Below are 21,237 nucleotides of genomic sequence, written 5' to 3'. Positions count from 1 at the left end.
ATGTCGAACCGCACGGCCGAGGCGTCCGGCGCCGACGTTCGCCCGGACCGGCGGGCCCCTGTCGGGCCGTACGCGCCGGCGCGGAGGAGCGGGCGCCGCCGTCCGGGCAGGACGGGAGAGCGGCGCGAGGTCCGCGGCCTGGTCTCGCCGCACACGCTGACCACCACCCGCGGCCGGATCGTCTACTGGACGGTCCTCGTCACCGTGGTGGTGGGGTTCACCGCGATCTTCGTCTTCCCGCTGTACTGGATGGTCACCAGCGCCCTGAAGTCGCCGGAGGAGATCGCCCAGATCCCGCCCTCGCTCTTCCCCGAGAAGATCGACTTCGGGGTGTACAAGGAGGCGTGGGACCAGCTCGACCTGGGCCTCTTCCTGCGGAACACGGTCGTCTACGCCGGCGGGGCCTGGCTGTTCACGCTGGCCTTCGACGTGTCCGCGGCGTACGCGCTGTCGAAGCTGCGGCCGGTGCTCGGCAAGGCCGTCCTGGCCATGATGCTGTCCACCCTGATGATCCCGCCGATGGTGATCCTGCTGCCCGCGTACCTGACGGTCAAAGATCTGCCGATCCTGGGCTGGAACCTGCTGAACACGCCATGGGCGATCTGGCTGCCCGCCGCCGCGAACGGGTTCTTCATCTTCCTGCTCAAGCGGTTCTTCGACTCGATCCCGCGTGAGCTGATCGAGGCCGCCGAGATGGACGGCGCCACCCCCGCGCGGATCCTCTGGTCGATCGTGCTGCCGGTGTCGCGGCCGATCCTCGGTGTGGTCTCCATCCTGTCGGTGGTGAACGTCTGGAAGGACTTCGTCTGGCCGCTGCTCGTGCAGCCGGACACCGACAAGATGCCGATCAGCGTCGGCATCTCCTCCCTTTCCGCTCAGATGCCGCAGAACGTTCTCATGGCCGCGCTCGTCATCGCGAGCGTCCCCGCCATCGTGGTCTTCCTGTTCTTCCAGCGCAGCATCATGGCCGGTCTCACCGCTGGAAGCCTCAAAGGCTGACGCGGCCGCGCGTCCGCCGGTTCACCCATCTGTGTAAGGAGTTGTGTTCAGCATGTCCGGCAATGCCTCTCGGGGGACGACTCCACAACCCGAAGAAGAATGGTGGCGCGGCGCCGCGATCTACCAGGTGTACCTGCGCAGCTTCGCCGACGGGAACGGCGACGGCACCGGAGACCTGGCGGGGCTGCGGGCCCGCCTGCCGTACCTCGCCGACCTCGGCGTGAATGCGATCTGGCTCAACCCGTGGTACCCGTCGCCGATGGCTGACGGCGGGTACGACGTGGCCGACTACCGGGGCATCGAACCGGACTTCGGCACCCTGCCGGAGGCGGAGGCGCTGATCGAGGAGGCGCACGCCCACGGCATCCGGATCATCATCGACGTCGTGCCCAACCACGGATCCGACCGCCACACCTGGTTCCAGGAGGCGCTGGCCGCCGGTCCCGGCTCGGAGGCCAGGAAACGGTTCTGGTTCCGCCGGGGCGACGGCGACGCCCCGCCCAACGGCTGGCGCTCCATCTTCGGCGGGCCCGCCTGGACCCGCGTCCCGGACGGGGAGTGGTATCTGCACCTCTTCGCTCCCGAGCAGCCGGACTTCAACTGGGAGGACCCGCGGGTCCGCGACGAGTTCCTCGACATCCTGCGGTTCTGGTTCGACCGCGGCGTGGACGGCTTCCGCATCGACTCCGCCGCCGTGCTCCTGAAGGACCTGGACAGCGTGGAGGAGTCCTACACCGACCACGACGGCGTCCACGACATCTACCGGGAGTGGCGGCGGGTCTGCGACGAGTACCCGAGCCGCGTGCTCATCGGGGAGGTGTGGCTGCCCGACCAGGAGCGTTTCGCGCGGTATCTCCGGCCGGACGAGCTGCACACCGCCTTCAACTTCGACTTCCTGTCCTCCGCCTGGGAGGTGGGAGCGCTGCGCCGGGCCATCGACCTCACCCTGGCGACGCACGTCCCGCTGGGCGCCCCCGCGACCTGGGTGCTGTCCAACCACGACGTCGCCCGCCCCGTCACCCGGTACGGCAGGGCCGACACGTCCTGGGACAACGCCGATCGCAGGGACGGCGCGCCGTACGACCCCGAGCTGGGGTACCGCCGGGCCAGGGCGGCGGCGCTGCTCGCCATGGCCCTGCCCGGCAGCGTGTACGTCTACCAGGGCGAGGAGCTGGGGCTGCCGGAGGTGGAGGACATCCCCGGCGAGCTGCGCCAGGACCCCATGTGGCATCGCTCCGGGCAAACCGTGCCAGGCCGGGACGGATGCCGCGTGCCGCTGCCCTGGTCGGGCAGCGAGCCGCCGTTCGGGTACAGCACGGGCGAGCCGTGGCTCCCGCAGCCGGCCGCGTGGAAGGACCTCACGGTCGAGGCGCAGCGGGCCGATCCCGGGTCGATGCTGTCGCTGTACCGGGCCGCGCTGCACCTCCGCCGCGAGCGGCTCGGCGACGGCGCCATGACGTGGCTGCCCGTGGGCGACTCCGTGCTCGCCTTCACCCGCGACACCGGCGTGACCTGCGTCGTCAACCTCGGCCCCGATCCCGTACGGCTGCCGCCGCACGAGGAGGTGCTGCTCGCCAGCGGACCGCTCGACGGCGACCTCCTGCGCGCCGACACGACGGTCTGGCTGGTCTGAGGCACGACACGCGAAGGGCCCGGACGGGGTTTTCCCGTCCGGGCCCTTCGCCGTGGAGCGGCGTCAGGCGGGGGAGGTCTCGGGGGCGGGGGTGAGCTCCGCGGTGCAGAAGGCGCACCTGCGGGCCTTGACGGGGATCGTGCTGAGGCACTCGGGGCATTCCTTCTCGGTGGCCTCCTTGTTCCGGTCGAACAGGCCCATCAGCCGGTTCATCGGCATGACCACCAGCCAGTAGATGACGGCGGCGATGATGATGAACGTCAGCACGTGGTTGACGAAGTCGCCGTACTTGAACTCGCTCCCGTTGATCGTGAACGAGTACGTCGAGAAGTCGGGCTGCTTGCCGCCGGTCACCGCGCCGATCAGCGGGGTGACGAGGTCGGCGACGAGCGCCTGGACGAGCCCGCTGAAGGTGGCTCCGACGACGACCGCGACGGCCAGCTCGACGAGGTTCCCGCGCATCAGGAACTTCTTGAATCCGCTCATGGGCCAACGACCTACCCCAGGGACTCCGCCGGGTGCAAGGGGTGGGAAGCGTCACTTTTCCGCCATCGGGCGGCCGGGCGCCTGTGGCCGATTTTGGGTCTTGACTGTGGACGGCCCGGCTGGTGCCATAGCAACGAAAGTTAGGAAGCTTTCCTAACGTTCGCCCTGTCCTGACCGCGCGCGGCACCCCGTCCCCTGCCCCGGACGCCAGTCGTCCGGGCCCCGATCGATCGCCGGGTCCGTACCGGCCCCGGCGCACGCCCCCAGCCGATCCTCGTCACGCACACAGGATGAGATGAGATGCGCATTCGACCATTGATCATCGCCGCCGGACTGCTGCTTCCCCTGGCCGCGGCCCATCCCGCCGCCGCTGCCACGACCGTCTACGAGGCCGAGGACGCCACGCTCTCCGCGGCTTCCGTGGCCACCAACCACACCGGATACACCGGAACCGGATTCGTCGACTACGACAACGCCGCCGGCGGCTACGTGCAGTGGTCCGTCTCCTCGGCCGCGGCCGGCCCGGCCACGCTGACCTTCCGGTACGCCAACGGCAAGACGACCGCGCGCCCGATGGACATCGCGGTGAACGGGGCCACGGTCGCGACCGGCGTGTCCTTCGCGGGGACCGGGACCTGGGACACCTGGGCCGACAAGTCGGTCTCGGTCACCCTCAAGGCGGGGGCCAACACCGTCCGGGCCACCGGGACCGGCGCGGACGGCGGGCCGAACGTCGACAAGCTCACCGTGGTCAGCCAGGACGGTGGCGGCGGCACCGGCCCGGCCGTGCCCTTCGGCAGCCACCAGTTCGCGTACGCGTCCGGGACGCTGCGCCCGACGGGCTCCCAGGCGACGCTCGACCAGAAGGTGATCGACTACTACACCAAGTGGAAGTCCGCCTTCATCCGGCAGAACTGCGGGAACGGCTGGTACCAGGTGATCTCGCCGGACGCCGACCACCCGTACGTCGCCGAGGCGCAGGGCTACGGCATGGTCGTCGTGGCCACCATGGCCGGGGCCGACCCCAACGCGAAGACGATCTTCGACGGGATGGTCAAGTGGATGCTGGCCCACCCGTCCGTGCACAACCCCAACCTGCTCGCGGCCGAGCAGGACGCCTCGTGCAAGAGCGTCGACGGCTCCGACTCGGCCACCGACGGCGACCTGGACGTCGCGCTCGGCCTGCTGCTGGCCGACCGGCAGTGGGGCAGCTCCGGGACGTACAACTACAAGGATCTGGCCGTCAAGCACATCAACGCGATCAAGGCCAACGAGGTGAACCCGACGACCCACCTGATGCTGCTGGGCGACTGGAGCACCGCGGGCGACTCGCTGTACTACGTCAGCCGTTCGTCCGACTGGATGATCGACCACTTCCGCGCGTTCAAGAAGGCCACCGGCGACAGCGCGTGGGACACGATCAGGACGGCGCACCAGAACCTGATCACCTCCCAGCAGGCGAACTACGCGTCGAGCACCGGACTGCTCGCGGACTTCGTGATCAACACGAACACCACGCCCAAGCCCGCGTCCGGCAAGGTGCTGGAGGACGCGAACGACGGCAAGTACTGGTGGAACGCCTGCCGCGACCCCTGGCGCATCGGCGCCGACGCCGTGACCAGCGGCGACAGTGCCTCCCTGGCCTCCGCCCGGAAGATCAACACGTGGATCAAGAGCAAGACCGGCGGCAACGCGAACAGCATCGGCGTCGGCTACTCGCTCAGCGGCTCGCAGATCAGCAGCGGCAGCGAGCCCGCCTTCTTCGCCCCGTTCGCGGTGACCGCGATGACGGACCCGGGCGGCCAGGCGTGGCTCGACGCGCTGTGGACGAAGATGGTCAACACGTCGTTCTCGTCCAACGACTACTACTCGGCCAGCATCCAGCTCCAGGTCATGATCCTGGCCTCCGGCAACTACTGGCTGCCGTGACCCGGCTGGTCTGAGGTCCGTTCCCGGCGAGGCGTCCCGCCTTGCCGGGAACACCCTGTTTCAGGCCAGGGAGCGGGCCAGTGCGGTGTGGACGTCGTCGACGGCGCCGCCGAGCCGGCGCATGAGCGCGACGGACAGCTTGCCCTCCCGCAGCCGGTCGTCCAGCTTGGTCCGGACGTGCGCCACGCCGTTGACGTCGCGCCCGCTGACGGAGTTGTGCAGCACCTGCTTGAGGTCCAGCGCCGCGTCCGGGCTGATCTCGGCGTCGGCCAGCCCGTCGGCGAGAAGAAAGTCGAACCGGGCGACGGCGCGGTCCAGGGGGACCCGCCTTGAGGTGGCGAGCGGCAGCGCGGACACGTCGCGCTCGCGGCCCGACGTGCTGTCCGCCTGCCGTGTGCGCGCCGGCCGGGAGTCTCCGGCACGCGAGTCAGGGCCGGCCGCGGGGCTCGCCGACGGGCGGTCGCCCGTCTCGCCCTGGGGAGGCTCGCGGTGGCCGCCCGGGTCCGCCACCGGTCTCGCCGGCTGCCCGGTCGGCTGAGTCGCCGGGGTCGGCTCGTTTCGGGCCGGTCTGGGCGTCTCCCGCTGGCCCGGCGCCTGCCCTCCGCCCTCCGCGGCGTCTCCCGGCTCCGCAGGCGGCTCCGTCCTCGGGTGCTCGCCCGCGGCCTGGGCGGTGACGCCGGACGCGCCGGACGACACGACGGCCGGCGTCGGCGCGTCCGTCGTCGGCCGCGCGACGACGATGTCGCCCCCGGCCGCGCCGAGCTGCGACCACATCAGGACGCCGACGGCCACCGCCCCGGCCGCGGCGGCCGCGCCCCATCCCCGACGGCGGCGCCCGTCCGGGGCCGGTTCGGGCGCCAGCGACTCGGCCACCTCGTGCGCGCTCGGCCGTTCGGCGGGGTCGGGGGAGAGGCAGCGGCGGCACAGCTCGGCGATCTCGGCGGGCAGGCCCACCACGTCCGGCATCGGCGGCGGGCCGTCGCGCCGCGCCGCCTCGATGCCCTCCCAGGTCGTCTCCGGGTACGGCGGGGCCCCGGTGAGCATCTCGTAGAGCAGCACGCCCAGGGCGTACACGTCCACCGCCGGGTCCGCGGTCATCCCGCGCAGCCGCTCGGGAGCGACGTACGGGGGCGTGCCGAAATCGGCCACGAGGTGGTCGTCGGCCTCGCCGGTGAAGGCCGCGATGCCGAAATCGAGCAGCTTGGCCCCGTCCGGGGTGAGCAGCACGTTCTCCGGCGTGACGTCGCGGTGGACGATGCCGCGCTCGTGCGCGGCGGCGAGCACCCGGGCCAGCCGGGTCGCGATCAGGGCGGCCTCCGCCCAGGGCAGCGGTCCCTCGGTGACGCGGTCGGCCAGCGAGCGTCCCTCAAGGAGGCGCATGACCACGTACGCGGCGAGGCGGCCGCCGTTCGTGACGGTCTCGCCGTAGTCGTAGACCTCGATCGCGTCCGGGTGGATCAGCCGGGCGGTCGCCCTGGCCTCACGCCGGATCAACTCGCGGCCCGGATGGTCCCCGTCCAGCGTGCCGTCCAGCACCTTGATCGCGACGGTGCGCTGCAGGGACTGGTCGAAGGCGCGCCAGATGACCGACATCCCGCCCGTCGCGATCCGCTCCTGCAGGAGGTAGCGGCGGGTCAGGACGTCGCCCTCGCGGAGCTCAGGACGATTCACGTACCACCAGTTCCGTGGGCAGCACCTGGTCGCCCTCGGACGCCCCGGCCTCGGCCACCGAGGTGAGGAGCAGCTTGGCGGCGAGCGAGGCGAGCTCCTCGACGGGCTGGCGGACGGTGGTCAGGGTGGGGGAGGTGTGCCGGGCGATCGGCGCGTCGTCGAAGCCGACGACGGCGACGTCGTCCGGCACCTTGCGCCCGGCGCGGCGCAGCGTCTGCATGGCCCCGGCCGCCATGACGTCCGACGCGGCGAAGACGGCGTCCAGGTGCGGCGCCCGTTGCAGCAGCCACTGCATGGCGTGCGCGCCGGAGGCGTGGCTGAAGTCGCCGTACGCCACCGGCGGGTCGGCGAGGCCCGCGTCGCGGAGCGTCTGGCGGAACCCGTCCAGGCGGTCCCTGGCGGCGGGGAGCGTCGGTGGGCCGGCGATGGTCGCGATGGCCCTCCGGTTGCTCAGCAGGAGGTGCTCGGCCGCCTGCCGCCCGCCGTCCCGGTTGTCCATGTCGACGTACGGCAGCTCGACGCCGTCCGGGGGACGGCCCGCGCAGCGTACGGGGATGCCCGAGGCGGCGAGGGTGACCGCGAGCGGGTGGCGCGATCGGGCGCTCACCAGGAGCACCCCGTCCACCGCCCCCGCGACCAGCGGCGGGGCGGTGATCGCCGCGGTCGAGGGCGTGGCGGTCATGACGACCATCGGGACGCCGTGCGCCGCCAGCGTCTCCTCGCAGGCCGCCAGCAGCCTGGCATAGAAGGGCTCGCTGAAGAGTCGCGGAGTCTGCTCGCAGACGACGGCGGCGATGATCTGGTCGGTGCGTCTGCCTCCGGAGCCGCGAGGCGCGCGACGCCGTACGTAGCCGAGGCGGGACATGGCGTCGTGCACCTGGCGGCGAGTGGAGGTCGTCACGCGGACCGAGCCGGTGAGGACCCGGGACGCGGTCGCCGGAGAGACGCCGGCTGCGGCGGCTACCTCTGCGAGGGTGGGAAGATCGGCCATTCCGTCTCCTCGGCCCGAAGTGTTACGGCTTGGGAGCGCTCCCAACGGAACGTATCACTGTTTCGTGCGTGTCAACAGAGGTTTCATCGGTATGAAACCTTTCGGAGTATTCGGCGCACGTTCGATATGGTCAGGGGCCTGCTGTCCCATTGTTTTCGCGGCAGTTCTGCGGCAGTTCACCAGGGGATTTCGCCATGGAGAACGCGAACGAGTTCCGGTGAACGGCCAGGGTGGGAGCGGATTGACCTGCGACTTGACCGTCAATGGTCGAACTGAGTGACGAAGGGGTGCGCGCTCGTCACGGTAGGGTCCTTGACAACGAGATCACGGACCGGCGCACGCCTCTCTTTCGGTCCGTCATATTTTGGCCCCGCTGAGAAAGGTTCCTTCTGAGTGACCAGCTTTAGCCGGATCGTCCTGCCGGTCGCCGCGGGCGCGGTCGCGCTGACCATGCTCGCCGGGTGCTCCGGCTCCGGAACGGACGCCGCGGCTCCGTCCCCGTCGGCCTCGGCGGTGTCCGACTCCGACTCCGCGGCGGCGTCTCCGTCGGCCGTCGCCTCGGAGACGCCCTCCGCGGACGCGGAGCCGTCCGAGTCTCCGTCCGACTCGGGGGACCCGGGTGACGGGGCGGGGCACAACGACGCGGACGTCTCCTTCGCGAAGATGATGATCCCGCACCATCTGCAGGCCATCGACATGGCCGGCCTCGCCCGGACCCAGGCCGGCGACCAGTGGATCAGGGACCTCGCCGCGAAGATCACCGAGGCGCAGGACCCGGAGATCCGGACCATGAAGGGGTGGCTGGACGGCTGGGGTGAGGAACCCCTCCCGCGTGACCACGCGATGCCGGGGATGCTGTCCAAGGCCGAGATCGACAAGCTCGCCAAGGCCGACGGATCCCCGTTCGACCGCCTCTTCATCACCCTGATGATCAAGCATCACCAGGGTGCGATCAAGATGGCCGAGGAGGAGATCGCCTCCGGTGCCTCCACGGACGCCAAGGCGATGGCCGAGACGATCGTCAGCGCGCAGAAGGCCGAGATCAAGGAGATGAAGGGCTACCTCGCCAAGCTGAAGTGACGGCAGGCGCCCGGCCCGCTTCACCGTGAGCGCGCCTCGCGCCTCCGGCGGTCCGTCGTGCTTTCGCGAGACCGGCCGTCAGCGGCGCGTGTGATTCGGCTCGGCCCCAACCACCTGGTCTATTTGAGCGTCCGATATCTGAATAAAGTCGGCACAATACGACCAGGAGAGTGACCGACGTGGAGTTCCGCCTGCTCGGCCCGGTGTCCGTGATCGGCGACGACGGGACCGTGCTCGACATCGGGCCGGCGCAGCAGCGGGCGGTGCTCGCGCTCTGCATGCTGGCCGCGCCCCGGCCGGTCAGCGCCGCCCGGATCGTCGACGCGCTCTGGCCGGAGGAGCCGCCGCCGGGGGCCGTCAACACCGTCCAGGCGTACATCTCCAAGCTGCGCCGCGTCCTCGAGCCGGGCCGCATCCGGAGGGGCAGCCCGTCCGTGCTGGTCAGCACGCCCGGCGGGTACGCGCTCGTCATGCCCGAGGGCGGTTACGACCTGGGCCGGGCCAGGGACCGCATCGCCGAGGGGCGGCGGCTGCTCGGCGCCGGTGAGCAGGCCGCCGGCGCGAGGGAACTGCGGCGGGCGCTGGCCGAATGGCGCGGCGAGCCCCTCTCCGGCTTCGAGGACGAGCCCTGGGCGCGAGACGACGTCACCCATCTGGCCGAGCTGCGGCTCACCGTCGTCGAGGATGCGTCCGAGGCCGAGCTCGCGCTGGGCATGGGGCCGGAACTCGCGCCGGGACTGGCCCGGCTGCTGCTCGCCCACCCGTTGCGCGAACGGCTGCGCCGGATCACCGCGCACGCGCTCTACCAGGCGGGACGGCAGGCGGAGGCGCTCGCCGTGCTCGCCGAAGGCCGCCGCATGTTCGTGGACGAGTTCGGCCTCGATCCCGACCCCCGTTCCCGGGAGCTGGAGCGGCGGATCCTCTCCCAGGACCCCGCCCTCGTGCCGGATCGCGTCATGGTGACGGCGGACGAGCCGAGCGACCGGGCCCTGTGGACCGAGAGCGCCGTGTCCGCCCCGACGACCTGGTTGATCGGACGGGCGGCCGAGGCCGAGGTGCTGCGCCGCGCCATCGCCTCACCCGGACACCGGGTCGTCCTCGTCGCGGGGGAGCCGGGCATCGGCAAGACCAGCCTGGCCGAGGACGCGGCCCGCCACGTCCCCAGGGTCGTCTTCGGCCGCTGCTGGGACGGCACCGGCGCCCCGCCGTACTGGCCGTGGGCGCAGGCGGTCCGGGAGCTGACCGGCAGGGGCGGCGAGCTGGCCGAGATCACCGGCGCGACCGGAGAGTTCGCCCTCTACGAGGCGTTCGCGCAGCTGGTCGGCGGCCACGGTCCCGTGCTGGTCGTCATCGACGACCTCCAGTGGGCGGACGCCTCGTCGCTGCGCCTGCTGGAGTTCCTGGCCGCCACCCGGTCGTGCCCGGAGCTGACGGTGGTGGCCACCTACCGCGACACCGAGGTCGGCGAGCCGCTCGCCAGGGCGCTGTCCACGCTCGTACGGCTCCCGCACGTCGAACGGGTCGTCCTCGGCGGCCTGTCGGAGAAGGCGATCGCCGAATACCTCGAACGGGCGGGGGCCGACGCGACGCGGGCCGCCGAGGTGGCCAGGCAGACCGGCGGGAACCCGTTCTTCCTCGGCGAGGTGGTCCACCTCGGCGCGGACGCTCCGGGCGCCGTCGCCGACGTGCTGCGCGGCAGGATGGCCACCATGCCGCCGGGCGCGGCCGAGGTGCTCTCCGCCGCCGCCCTCCTGGGGCGCGAGGCCGAGCTCGGCGTCCTCCTCGACGTCGTGGACGCCCCGCGCGACCAGGTGCTCGACGTGCTGGACGCGGCCGTCCACGCGCGGCTGCTGATCGAGAGAGGGCTGGTCTACCGCTTCGCCCACGACATCGTCCGGGACGTGCTCAGGAACGGGCTCGCGCCGTTGCGGCGCCGCCGCCTGCACGCCCGCGTGGCCGCAGCGCTCGAACGGCGCGGCAGCCACCTGGCGGAGCTCGCCCACCACTACCGCGAGGGTCTGGTGATCGCGGGGATGGCGGCCAAGGCCATCGAGTACGCCCGCCAGGCTGCGGCGCACGCCACCTCCCAGTTCGCGTACGAGGACGCCGCCGACCACCTGCGCCACGCGGTGCCGCTGACCGGACGGCTCCCGGTGGCCGACCCGGCGCTGAAGTGCGACCTGCTGCTCGACCTGGCGGACGCGCAGGCCGCGGCCGGCATGACCACCCAGGTGCGTGCCTCCCTGGAGGAGGCCGCCGAGATCGCCGAGTCGCTGGGCGACGACGAGCGGCTGGCCCGTGCCGTCCTCGGCTTCTCCGACCCGCTGGCCTGGGCGATGTACGAGGAGTGGACCGCCGGAGACGCGCTCATCGGGCGCGTCGAACGCGTCCTGCGCGCCCACGCGGGCGAGGGGGCGCCCTGGCGCTCCCCGCTCCTCGCGGCCGCCGCCGTCACCGGCGCCTTCTCCCGTCCGGTGCCGGAGAGCACGGTCCTCGCCGAGGAGGCGGTGCGCGAGGCGCGGCGGACGGGGGACGACCGCGCGCTGCTGCGCGGCCTCAGCGCGTACGAGATCCTCTCGCGGGGCGTCGCCACGCACGCCGAGCGCCAGGCGGTCATCGACGAGATGGCGGAGGTGGCCCGGCGCACCGGCGACCCGGTGTCCGAGTGGCTGGCCCGCGAGGCCGACTACATCGAGCTGGTCACGCAGGGCGACGACGAGCGGGCGGGGCCGCTCCTGGAGTGGCTGCGCGAGACGGCGCGGCGGGTCCGCCAGCCGGCCCTGCTCAGCCTGGCGGCGTGGCTCGCCGCGATCCGCGCGTACATGCGGGGCGATCTCAAAGGAGCGCTCGCCGAGGCCGAGGAGGCGGCCCGGGTCCATCCCGAGGGCGCGCTCGGCAGGGACGACGCGGCCGTGCGCCAGGAGGTCTTCCGTTTCCTGCTGCTGCGGTCGCGCGGAGAGGCGACGGCGGCGCTCGCCCTGGCCGGCCGGATGCTCGCGCTCCGGCCGGGCCAGCCGGGCTGGCTGGTCCTGAAGTGCGTCGCCCTGCTCGACGCCGGCGGGCGCGACGAGGCGGCGGACGTCCTCGCGGAACTGGCGCGCGGGGATTTCGCCGCCATCGACGGCGATCTCGCCTACCGGTACATCCCCGAGCTGCTGAGCGAGGTGTGCGCGGAGCTGGGAGACGTGGCCGCGTCGCGGGCGCTCTACGCGCGGCTCGCGCCGAGCGCCGGGCGGCTGCTCGGCTGGTCGGTGGCCGACCTGTGCCTTGGACGGCTGGCACTCGCGCTCGGCGACCGCGAGGCCGCGGCCGGGCACCTGCGCGCGGCGCGCGACCTGGTCGCCCGCTCGGGGGCCGTGCTGTACGAGCCCCGGGTGCGCGAGCTGCTCGCCCGGTCGGAGTGAGCCCCAGGGGTGGTGTGGTGCGGACCGTCGGGGGCTGCGCATGCTGGAGGGAGACGCCCCGGCCGCGGTGGCCATCCGGCCGGAGGTCGCGAAGAAAGGCGGGCTTCGCATGGACATCGTCGAGTACGCCGACGCCGCCTGGCGGGGTGAGATCCCGGACATCGTCGTGTTCACGGGACTCGCCGGTCAGGGCTTCGTCGAGGTCGCCGAGGGCGTGGGCTACCGAAACGGCTTCGGCAACACGATCGCGATACGCGACGGCGGGGAGGTGACGCTGTTCGACACCGGCACCCCGGACGAGGCGGACCGGTTGCACGCCGAGCTGCGCGCGTGGACCGACGAGCCGGTGACGACCGTGATCTACTCGCACGGGCACATCGACCACGTGTCGGGCGTGGGCCCGTTCGACGCGGAGGCCGACGCGGCGGGGCGGCCCAGGCCCACGGTGGTGGGGCACGAGGCGATCCCCGCCCGATTCGATCGGTACATCCTCACCAACGGCTACAACGCGGTGATCAACCAGCGGCAGTTCCAGGTGCCGGACCTGACCTGGCCGACCGAGTACCGCTACCCCGACGTGACGTACCGCGACGAGCTGACGGCCGGGCCCGTCGAGCTCTTCCACGCCAAGGGCGAGACCGACGACGCGAGCGTCGGGTGGGTGCCGTCGCGGCGCGTCCTGCTTCCCGGCGACCTGTTCATCTGGGTGAGCCCCAACTGCGGCAACCCGCAGAAGGTCCAGCGCTACCCCCGGGAGTGGGCCATCGCGCTGCGCCGGATGGCCACGCTCGGCGCGGAGACCATGCTGCCGAGCCACGGCGCCCCGGTCTTCGGCGCCGACCGGGTCGAGCAGGCGCTGACCGAGACGGCGGAGTGGCTCGAGGCCGTCGTCGAACGCTCCCTGGAGATGCTCAACGAGGGGGCCAGGCTGGACGACATCGTCCGGGCCGTACGGCCTCCGGCGCGGCTGGCGGACCGGCCCTACCTGCGGCCGCACTACGACGAGCCGGAGTTCGTGGTGCGCAATATCTGGCGGCTGTACGGCGGCTGGTACGACGGCAACCCCGCCCATCTGAAGCCCGCGCCCGACGCCGTGCTCGCCGCGGCCGTGGCCGAGCTGGCGGGAGGCGCGGAGCGGCTGGGCGAGGCCGCGCTCAAGGCGTTGGACGACGGCGACCAGCGGCTGGCGGGGCACTTCGCGGAGATGGCCGTGCAGGCCGCGCCGGACGACCCGGGAGCGCACCTCGTCCGTGCCCGGGTGTACGCCGCCCGCGCCGCGTCGGAGGAGTCCCTGATGGCGAAGGGCGTGTTCACCTGGGCGGCCGAGGAGTCACGGAAGGCCGCCGGAGGCGCCTGACCGGGAACCGGACCGGAGCGACAGCCGGCGGCGGAACCCACCGGCTTGGTGACCCCTCCCTTCGCCGTTCCATGGGAAATCCGCTGTCTTTAACATCGCCGAACTGTCGAAGTCCCCCGAGGGTGGGAACGATGGCGTGAGTGAACGAGGGCAGAGAGATTTGGCCGGGTGACCCCTATCCGCTGGGGGCCACCTACGACGGTGCAGGCACCAACTTCGCGCTCTTCACGGAGGTCGCGAAGAAGGTCGAGCTCTGCCTGTTCGACGAGGACGACGCCGAGGAGCGGGTGCCGCTCACCGAGGTCGAGGGGTTCGTCTGGCACTGCTACCTGCCGGGCGTGGGCCCCGGCCAGCGGTACGGCTACCGCGTCCACGGTCCGTACAACCCGGCGCGGGGGCTGCGATGCAACCCCGCCAAGCTGCTGCTCGACCCGTACGCGAAGGCGGTCGAGGGCGCGGTCCGCTGGGACCAGGCGGTGTACGGCTACCGCTTCGGAGAGCCGGACAGCCGCGACGACAGCGACTCGGCGCCGTACATGCCGCGCGCGGTCGTGACGAACCCGTTCTTCGGCTGGGGGCACGACCGGCCGCCGGCCACGCCGTACCACGACACGGTGATCTACGAGGCGCACGTGCGCGGGCTGACGATCCGCCACCCGAGGATCCCGGAGCGGATCAGGGGCACCTACGCCGCGCTCGGACACCCGGAGATCATCGACCATCTGACCGGGCTCGGGGTGACCGCGATCGAGCTGATGCCGGTCCACCAGTTCGTCACCGACCACGTGCTGGAGAAACGCGGCCTGGCCAACTACTGGGGATACAACACCATCGGGTTCTTCGCCCCGCACAACGAGTACTCCAGCTCGGGCCAGCGCGGCGAGCAGGTGCTGGAGTTCAAGGCGATGGTGAAGGCCCTGCACGAGGCGGACATCGAGGTGATCCTCGACGTGGTCTACAACCACACCGCCGAGGGCAACCATCTCGGGCCGACCCTGTCGATGCGCGGGATCGACAACGCCAACTACTACCGCCTGGTGGAGGACCACCCGGCGTACTACATGGACACCACGGGCACCGGGAACAGCCTGCTGATGCGCAGCCCGCACGCGCTGCAGCTCATCATGGACTCGCTGCGGTACTGGGTCAGCGACATGCACGTGGACGGCTTCCGCTTCGACCTCGCCTCCTCCCTCGCCAGGGAGCTGCACGCGGTGGACCGGTTGAGCGTCTTCTTCGACCTCGTCCAGCAGGACCCCGTCCTCTCGCAGGTCAAGCTCATCGCCGAGCCGTGGGACGTCGGGCCGGGCGGCTACCAGGTGGGTAACTTCCCGGCCCGCTGGACCGAGTGGAACGGCCGCTACCGCGACACGATCCGCGACCTGTGGCGCGGCGAGCCGGCGGCGCTGCCGGAGTTCGCCTCGCGGCTGACCGGGTCGAGCGACCTCTACCAGGACGACAGCCGCCGCCCGGCCGCCTCGATCAACTTCGTCACCTGCCACGACGGGTTCACGCTCCAGGACCTGGTCTCGTACAACCTCAAGCACAACGAGGCCAACGGCGAGGACGGCAGGGACGGCGCGGACGACAACCGGTCGTGGAACTGCGGGGTCGAGGGGCCGGCCGGCGGGCCGGTCCAGCGGCTGAGGGAGCGGCAGAAGCGCAACCTCCTCGCCACGCTGTTCCTCTCCCAGGGCGTGCCGATGCTCTCGCACGGCGACGAGACGGGCCGGACGCAGGGCGGCAACAACAACGCCTACTGCCAGGACAACGAGACGAGCTGGGTGGACTGGTCGGACACCCGGGAGAACCGGCTGCTCCTGGACTTCACCCGGCGGCTCTCGCGGCTGCGCCGCGACCACCCCGTCTTCCGCCGCCGCCGGTTCTTCTACGGCAGGCCCGAGCGCGGCTCGCACGACGAGCTGAGCGACATCGCCTGGCTGACGCCGTCCGGCACGGAGATGACGGACCAGGACTGGCACAACGGCTACGCCCGGGCGCTCGCCGTGTTCCTCAACGGCGACGCCATCACCGAGCCGGACCGGCGTGGGCGGAAGATCAGCGACGACTCGTTCCTGCTGCTGTTCAACGCCCACCACGACGTCATCCGGTTCACCGTCCCGACCGGCTTCGGCGAGATGTGGACGACCGCGCTCGACACGGCGCGGCCGGTCTCGACCGACTCGCGTGTCTGCCGGGCCGGTGAGGAGGTGCCGGTGTCCGGTCGTTCGGTGCGGGTTCTGCGCCGCGCGGGGTGACGCTGGGTGACGCGGCGTGGGATGGCCTGGCGGTGACGTGGTCGCGCCGTCAGTATGAGGGACGAAGCCAGGGAGTACGGATCACCGCGAGCGGCCGGCCCGCGCGCCACCTCGGCCGAAGGGCCGCCCGGCACGAGGCCGGAGACGCCGGCGTGGCGGGGTGCCGCCGGCGGGGTCCGCGGAACACGACCGGGCCGGAAGACCTGACGAAGGGTGGTGCCGTGACCTCGACGTACCGACTGCAACTGACCCCAGAGCTCGGATTCAGGGAGGCGGCCGAGCTGACCGGCTATCTCCGGGAGCTCGGCGTCGGCGCCCTCTACCTCTCGCCGATCCTGCAGGCCGTGCCGGAGTCCGCGCACGGATACGACGTCACCGACCACGCCGCCGTACGGGCCGAGTTCGGCGGCCTCCCGGCCCTGCGCGCCCTGGCCGCGCGGGGCCTGCCGCTGGTCGCCGACGTGGTGCCGAACCACATGACCGTGCCGGTCCCGGAGTCGTGCAACGTGGCGCTGTGGGCGGCGTTGCGGGACGGGCCGGCCTCGCCGTACGCCCGGTGGTTCGACCTGGAGTGGCCGGTGGCGCTCCCGGTGCTCGGAGACGACGTGGGCGACCTGTACGGGGATGGGACCGGTAACGAGGGCGGGGCCGGGGGCGATGGGTTCTCCGTGGACGGCAACGTGCTGCGCTATCACGAGCACGAGTTCCCGATCAGGCCGGGTACCGAGGGTCTCCCGCTGCCCGAGCTGCTCAGGGCCCAGCACTATCGGCTGGTCGGCTGGCGCGACAGCCCCGGCTACCGGCGGTTCTTCGACGTCTCCTCGCTGATCGGCCTCCGGGTGGAGGATCCGGAGGTCTACGACGCCACCCACGCGGTGATCCTCTCCCTGCTCGACGAGGGCGTGCTCCACGGCCTCCGGGTGGACCATCCGGACGGGCTGGCCGACCCGCGCGGCTATCTCCGGCGGCTGCGGCCCCGCGTGCCCGGGCCGTTGTGGGTGGAGAAGATCCTGATCGACGGCGAGCGGCCGCCGGAGCACTGGCCGTGCGACGGCACGACCGGCTACGACGCGCTCAACATGGTCACCCGGCTGTTCGTGGACCCGGCCTCCGAGGAGCAGCTCGTCAAGACGTTCGCCCGCCACACCGGCGTGACCGAGGACTACGAGACGGTGCGGTACGCGGCGAAGAAGCACGTCATCGAGCTGTTCTTCCGCGGCGAGGTCGACCGGCTCACGGCGGCCCTGTCCGGGGCCGGGCCCGAGACCGGCGCGCTGCGCGAGGCGGTGGTCGAGCTGCTCGCCGCGACGCCGGTCTACCGTGCGTACGTCGATCCCGGCGAACCGCCGTCGGTCGAGTCGGTCGGCGTGGTCAGGGGCGCGGCGCGGGAGGCGGCCGCGTACGCCGACCCCGCGGCGGTCGCGCGCGTCGCCGACCTGGTCCTGTACGGCCCGTCCGAAGCGGTGACGCGGTTCCAGCAGACCTGCGGTCCGGTGATGGCCAAGGGGGTCGAGGACACCGCGCTCTACCGGTGGTTCCCGCTGGCCGCGCTGAACGAGGTCGGTGGCGAGCCGGACCGGTTCGGCGTGTCCGCGGCGGAGTTCCACGAGTTCTGCGCCGGGCTGCCGCCGCGCACGATGACCACCCTGTCCACGCATGACACGAAACGCTCCGAGGACGTGCGGGCCCGGCTGGCGGTGCTGTCCGAGATGCCGGACGAGTGGGCGCTCGCCGTCGACTCCTGGGCGGCGGAGGTGGCGTTCGACTCCCGGCTCGACTACCTGGGCTGGCAGACGTTGATGGCGTCCTGGCCGATCAGCGTCGAGCGTTTCACGAAATATCTGCTCAAAGCGGCACGAGAGGCCAAGACGGCGATCTCCTGGCAGAACCGCGAGCCCGGCTACGAGAACGGCGTCAGGGAGTTCGCCCAGCGGGCGATCGACATCTGCGGCCCGTCGGTGGCCGCCTTCACGGCGGTCGTGGACCAGTACGCCCGGGTCAACTCGCTCGGCCAGAAGGCCGTCCAGCTGATGATGCCGGGCGTGCCGGACGTCTACCAGGGCAACGAGATCACCGACTTCTCCCTGGTCGACCCGGACAACCGGCGGCCGGTGGACTTCCGCCGCCGCCGGGCGCTGCTGGCCGAGGTGCTCGCCCCCGGGGCCCGCCCCACCACCTGGGACGGGCAGAAGATGCTGGTCACCGCCACCGCGCTGCGGCTCAGGAGCCGGCTCGACCCGGCGGCGCCGTACGCGCCGGTGGAGGCGGGCGAGCACGGGGTGGCCTTCGCACGCGGGGACGAGGCGGTGGTGGTGGCGACCCGCCTGCCCGTGGGCCTCGAACGGCGCGGCGGCTGGGGAGGCGAGACCCTCATGCTTCCTCCGGGCCGGTGGCGCGACCTGCTGACGGGACACGAGCTCACCGGGCGCGTCCCGATGGGTCACCTGCTGTCCCGGTATCCGGTCGCGATCCTCGGGCGGTGACCCGTGAACGACCCCATGTACGACCCCTTGCACGACACGGCGGAGCACAACGACGGGAGAGGCATGTTCGAGGTCTGGGCACCCGAGGCGGAACGCGTGGAGGTCGAGTCGGGAGGCGTCCGGCGGGACATGACGGCCGGTCCGGGCGGCTGGTGGCACGCCGCCGGCGCGGAGCACGGCGTCGACTACGCCTTCCACGTGGACGGCGACGGCCCCTTCCCCGACCCCAGGACGCGGCGGCAGCCGTACGGCGTGGAGGGGCCGAGCCGGGTCTACGACCACGACCGGTACACCTGGAGCGACCAGGACTGGCACGGTCGCGACCTGCGCGGATCGGTCATCTACGAGCTGCACGTCGGCACGTTCACCCCGGAGGGCACCTTCGCCGCCGTCGCGGAGCGGCTGCGGCACCTGGTGGACCTCGGCGCCGACTTCGTCGAGCTCATGCCGGTGGCCCCGGTCCCCGGCCGGCGCAACTGGGGGTACGACGGCGTCGACCTCTACGCGGTCCACGAGGTGTACGGCGGGCCGGACGGCCTGAAGGACCTGGTCGACGCGTGTCACCGGGCCGGGATCGGCGTGATCCTCGACGTGGTCTACAACCACCTGGGGCCCTCGGGGAACTACCTCTCGAAGTTCGGGCCGTACATGCACGGTTTCAAGGGGTCGTACTGGGGCGACGCGATCAACCTCGACGGCCCGGGGTCGGACGAGGTCCGGCGGTACTTCATCGAGAACGCGCTGCAGTGGCTGCGTGACTACCACATCGACGGTCTGCGGCTGGACGCGGTGCACGCGCTGCACGACCGGCGCGCGACGCACTTCCTGGAGGAGCTGTCGGCAGAGGTGGAGGCGCTGTCCACGAACGTGGGACGGCCGCTCACGCTGATCGCCGAGTCGGACCTGAACGACCCGCGCATGGTCACCTCGCGCGAGGCGGGCGGGCTCGGGATGCACGCGGCGTGGAACGACGACGTCCACCACGCCGTCCACGCGGCGGTGACGGGGGAGCGGCACGCCTACTACGCGGACTTCGCCGACCTCTCCGCCCTGGCCAAAGTGCTCACATCCGGATATTTCCATGACGGCAGCTATTCGTCGTTCCGCGGGCGGAGCCACGGCAGGCCGGCGAACGGGGTTCCTGGATACCGATTCGTCTGCTGCGTGCAGAACCACGACCAGATCGGCAACCGGCCGCTCGGCGACCGGATGGAGCCCGAGCAGCTCTGGATCGCCGCCGGGCTGCTGCTGACCTCGCCGTTCACGCCGATGCTGTTCATGGGGGAGGAGTGGGGGGCCGCGACGCCGTTCTACTTCTTCACCGACCACCACGACCCGGCGCTCGCCGCGGGCGAGGCCGAGCGGCGCAGGCGCGAGTTCGAGGGGTTCGGCTACGACTGGAAGGCCCCCGACCCGCAGGACGAGGCCACGTTCCTGCGCTCCAAGCTCGACTGGAGCGAGATCTCCGAGGACGGGGGGATGTCCCTGCTCGGCTGGTACCGCGACCTTATCGCGCTGCGCAAGACGCACCCCGACCTCGCCGACCCGCGCCTGGACCGGGTCAGGGTCCGCTACGACGAGGAGCGCCACTTCCTCGTCATGGAGCGCGGCTCGCTGCGCGTCGCGGCCAACTTCGGCTCCTTCCCCACTCCGGTACGGCTCTCGCCGGGGGTCAAGCACGTGCTGCTCGCCTCCGACGACGCCGTGGGGGTCATGGACGGCGACCTCTACCTTCCCGCCCAGTCCCTCGCGGTCGCGCAGATCTGATCCCGGCCGGCCCCGCGCCGCCGCTCCCGGCAGGCCGTAGCAGCGTCCGAAGCTCGGTCCGGAGGTGCCTGGATAAATCGGGTGCTTTCCGGCGGGGCGTGCGGGAACCTGGTCGCCATGCAGGCCGCTCTGACCGTGACCCCGGCGCAGCTTCCCGACGTGCTGCTGCACGTCGCCGTCGTGCGTCCGGTGTTCCTCTGGGGCGCGCCCGGCATCGGGAAGAGCTCGCTGGTCCAGGCGTTCGCCGAGTCGCTCGGGCTGGACTGCGTCACGCTGCTCGGCACCCAGCTCGCGCCGGAGGACCTCATCGGCGTGCCGCAGATCGTGGACGGCCGGAGCAGGTTCGCACCGCCGGAGACCATCGCCAGGGCCGAGCCGTACTGCCTCTTCCTCGACGAGCTCAACGCCTCGGCTCCCGAGGTGCAGAAGGCGTTCTACTCCCTGATCCTCGACCGCCGCATCGGCACGTACGAGCTGCCCGAAGGGTCGGTCGTCATCGGCGCGGGCAACCGGGCGACCGACAACGCCCTCGCCAGGCCGATGGCGTCCGCCCTGGTCAACCGGATGGTGCACGTCCACCTGCGGGCCTCGGCCGACGACTGGCTGAAATGGGCGGCCGACCACGGCATCCACCCGTGGATCGTCGGCTACCTCACGCAGCGCCCGGACCACCTGTGGAGCGCCGCGCCGAAGGTGGAAGAGCCGTTCTCCACGCCGCGCGGCTGGCACATGCTCTCCGACGCCCTCCACTCCTATGGCCAGGGCATCGACGACGACATGCTGGGCGTGCTCGCGCACGGCACCCTCACCGCCGCGCACGCCTCGGCGTTCCGGGCGTACGTGAAGACGGTGCGGCACGCCTACGACCTGGACGCCGTGCTCAAGGGCGACGCGGGCTGGCCGCGCGACCCGGAGAACCGCGACCTGCTCTACTTCCTGGCCGAGACGTTCCGCGCGCGCCTCATCCGGGGGCTGCCCGGGTCGAAGGAGCACGCTCCGCCGGACGGGAGGCAGCTCGCCTACCGGGCCAAGACGCTGCTCGTCGAGCTGGCCGAGATCTCGCTTGAATGCGCCCAGCTCGTCATCGCCACGGGAGACGACGGCGCTCCGGTGCTGCCCTCGTGGTTCCTCGTCGAGGTCAGCCGGGACCTGCCCCGGCTCGCCGCCGCGCGGAGCTGA

At 71.9% G+C, this 21,237-nt stretch carries 13 protein-coding genes; 10 read left to right on the top strand and 3 right to left on the bottom strand.

The features are described 5' to 3' along the window. Together AWQ68_RS28620 and AWQ68_RS28615 are read left to right on the top strand one after the other, a co-directional pair. Nucleotides 1–999 carry a carbohydrate ABC transporter permease gene (locus AWQ68_RS28620; protein ID WP_084464500.1) on the top strand — a complete coding sequence of 333 codons (999 nt, stop codon included), beginning with the start codon at nucleotides 1–3 and terminating at the stop codon, nucleotides 997–999. Between the two features lie 52 nt (nucleotides 1,000–1,051). Beyond that, the gene (locus AWQ68_RS28615) at nucleotides 1,052–2,632 is read left to right on the top strand and encodes a glycoside hydrolase family 13 protein (RefSeq protein WP_066946121.1); all 1,581 of its coding nucleotides are present in this window, start codon (nucleotides 1,052–1,054) and stop codon (nucleotides 2,630–2,632) included. 63 nt (nucleotides 2,633–2,695) lie between these two features. Here the strand turns inward: AWQ68_RS28615 and mscL are convergent, their stop codons facing one another. After that, nucleotides 2,696–3,118, bottom strand: a complete 423-nt coding sequence (gene mscL, locus AWQ68_RS28610) for a large conductance mechanosensitive channel protein MscL (RefSeq protein WP_066945913.1) — start codon at nucleotides 3,116–3,118, stop codon at nucleotides 2,696–2,698. Nucleotides 3,119–3,418: 300 nt separating this feature from the next. Between mscL and AWQ68_RS28605 the strand changes: the two genes are divergently transcribed. Then, nucleotides 3,419–5,047 carry a glycosyl hydrolase family 8 gene (locus tag AWQ68_RS28605; protein WP_066945910.1) on the top strand — a complete coding sequence of 543 codons (1,629 nt, stop codon included), beginning with the start codon at nucleotides 3,419–3,421 and terminating at the stop codon, nucleotides 5,045–5,047. 60 nt (nucleotides 5,048–5,107) lie between these two features. Here AWQ68_RS28605 and AWQ68_RS28600 read toward each other — a convergent pair whose 3' ends face one another. Beyond that, the gene (locus tag AWQ68_RS28600) at nucleotides 5,108–6,718 is read right to left on the bottom strand and encodes a serine/threonine-protein kinase (protein ID WP_066945906.1); all 1,611 of its coding nucleotides are present in this window, start codon (nucleotides 6,716–6,718) and stop codon (nucleotides 5,108–5,110) included. Beyond that, nucleotides 6,705–7,709, bottom strand: coding sequence for a LacI family DNA-binding transcriptional regulator (locus AWQ68_RS28595; RefSeq protein ID WP_066945904.1), 1,005 nt, complete (start codon nucleotides 7,707–7,709; stop codon nucleotides 6,705–6,707). The genes AWQ68_RS28600 and AWQ68_RS28595 overlap by 14 nt, the downstream gene beginning before the upstream one ends. A gap of 393 nt (nucleotides 7,710–8,102) precedes the next feature. Here AWQ68_RS28595 and AWQ68_RS28590 point away from each other — a divergent pair, with 393 nt between their 5' ends. From AWQ68_RS28590 to AWQ68_RS28560, 7 genes are all read left to right on the top strand, one after another. After that, nucleotides 8,103–8,789 carry a DUF305 domain-containing protein gene (locus AWQ68_RS28590; RefSeq protein ID WP_218007077.1) on the top strand — a complete coding sequence of 229 codons (687 nt, stop codon included), beginning with the start codon at nucleotides 8,103–8,105 and terminating at the stop codon, nucleotides 8,787–8,789. A gap of 170 nt (nucleotides 8,790–8,959) precedes the next feature. After that, nucleotides 8,960–12,193 (top strand): ATP-binding protein, encoded by a 3,234-nt coding sequence (locus tag AWQ68_RS28585; protein WP_066945901.1) that lies wholly within the window; start codon nucleotides 8,960–8,962, stop codon nucleotides 12,191–12,193. A gap of 40 nt (nucleotides 12,194–12,233) precedes the next feature. Beyond that, nucleotides 12,234–13,550, top strand: a complete 1,317-nt coding sequence (locus AWQ68_RS28580) for an alkyl sulfatase dimerization domain-containing protein (RefSeq protein WP_245656164.1) — start codon at nucleotides 12,234–12,236, stop codon at nucleotides 13,548–13,550. A gap of 140 nt (nucleotides 13,551–13,690) precedes the next feature. After that, complete coding sequence (gene glgX, locus AWQ68_RS28575; protein WP_066945899.1) at nucleotides 13,691–15,808, top strand: glycogen debranching protein GlgX; 2,118 nt, start codon at nucleotides 13,691–13,693, stop codon at nucleotides 15,806–15,808. 221 nt (nucleotides 15,809–16,029) lie between these two features. Continuing rightward, entirely contained in the window at nucleotides 16,030–18,291 is a 2,262-nt protein-coding gene (gene treY, locus AWQ68_RS28570; protein ID WP_066945896.1) for a malto-oligosyltrehalose synthase, read from the top strand. Between the two features lie 63 nt (nucleotides 18,292–18,354). Continuing rightward, nucleotides 18,355–20,058, top strand: coding sequence for a malto-oligosyltrehalose trehalohydrolase (treZ, locus tag AWQ68_RS28565; RefSeq protein ID WP_066946112.1), 1,704 nt, complete (start codon nucleotides 18,355–18,357; stop codon nucleotides 20,056–20,058). Nucleotides 20,059–20,175: 117 nt separating this feature from the next. After that, nucleotides 20,176–21,237 (top strand): ATP-binding protein, encoded by a 1,062-nt coding sequence (locus AWQ68_RS28560; protein WP_066946109.1) that lies wholly within the window; start codon nucleotides 20,176–20,178, stop codon nucleotides 21,235–21,237.

It is taken from the genome of Microtetraspora fusca, from assembly GCF_001570365.1.
Lineage (GTDB): Bacteria > Actinomycetota > Actinomycetes > Streptosporangiales > Streptosporangiaceae > Microtetraspora > Microtetraspora fusca.
This window is presented reverse-complemented; position numbering and strand designations above follow the sequence as displayed.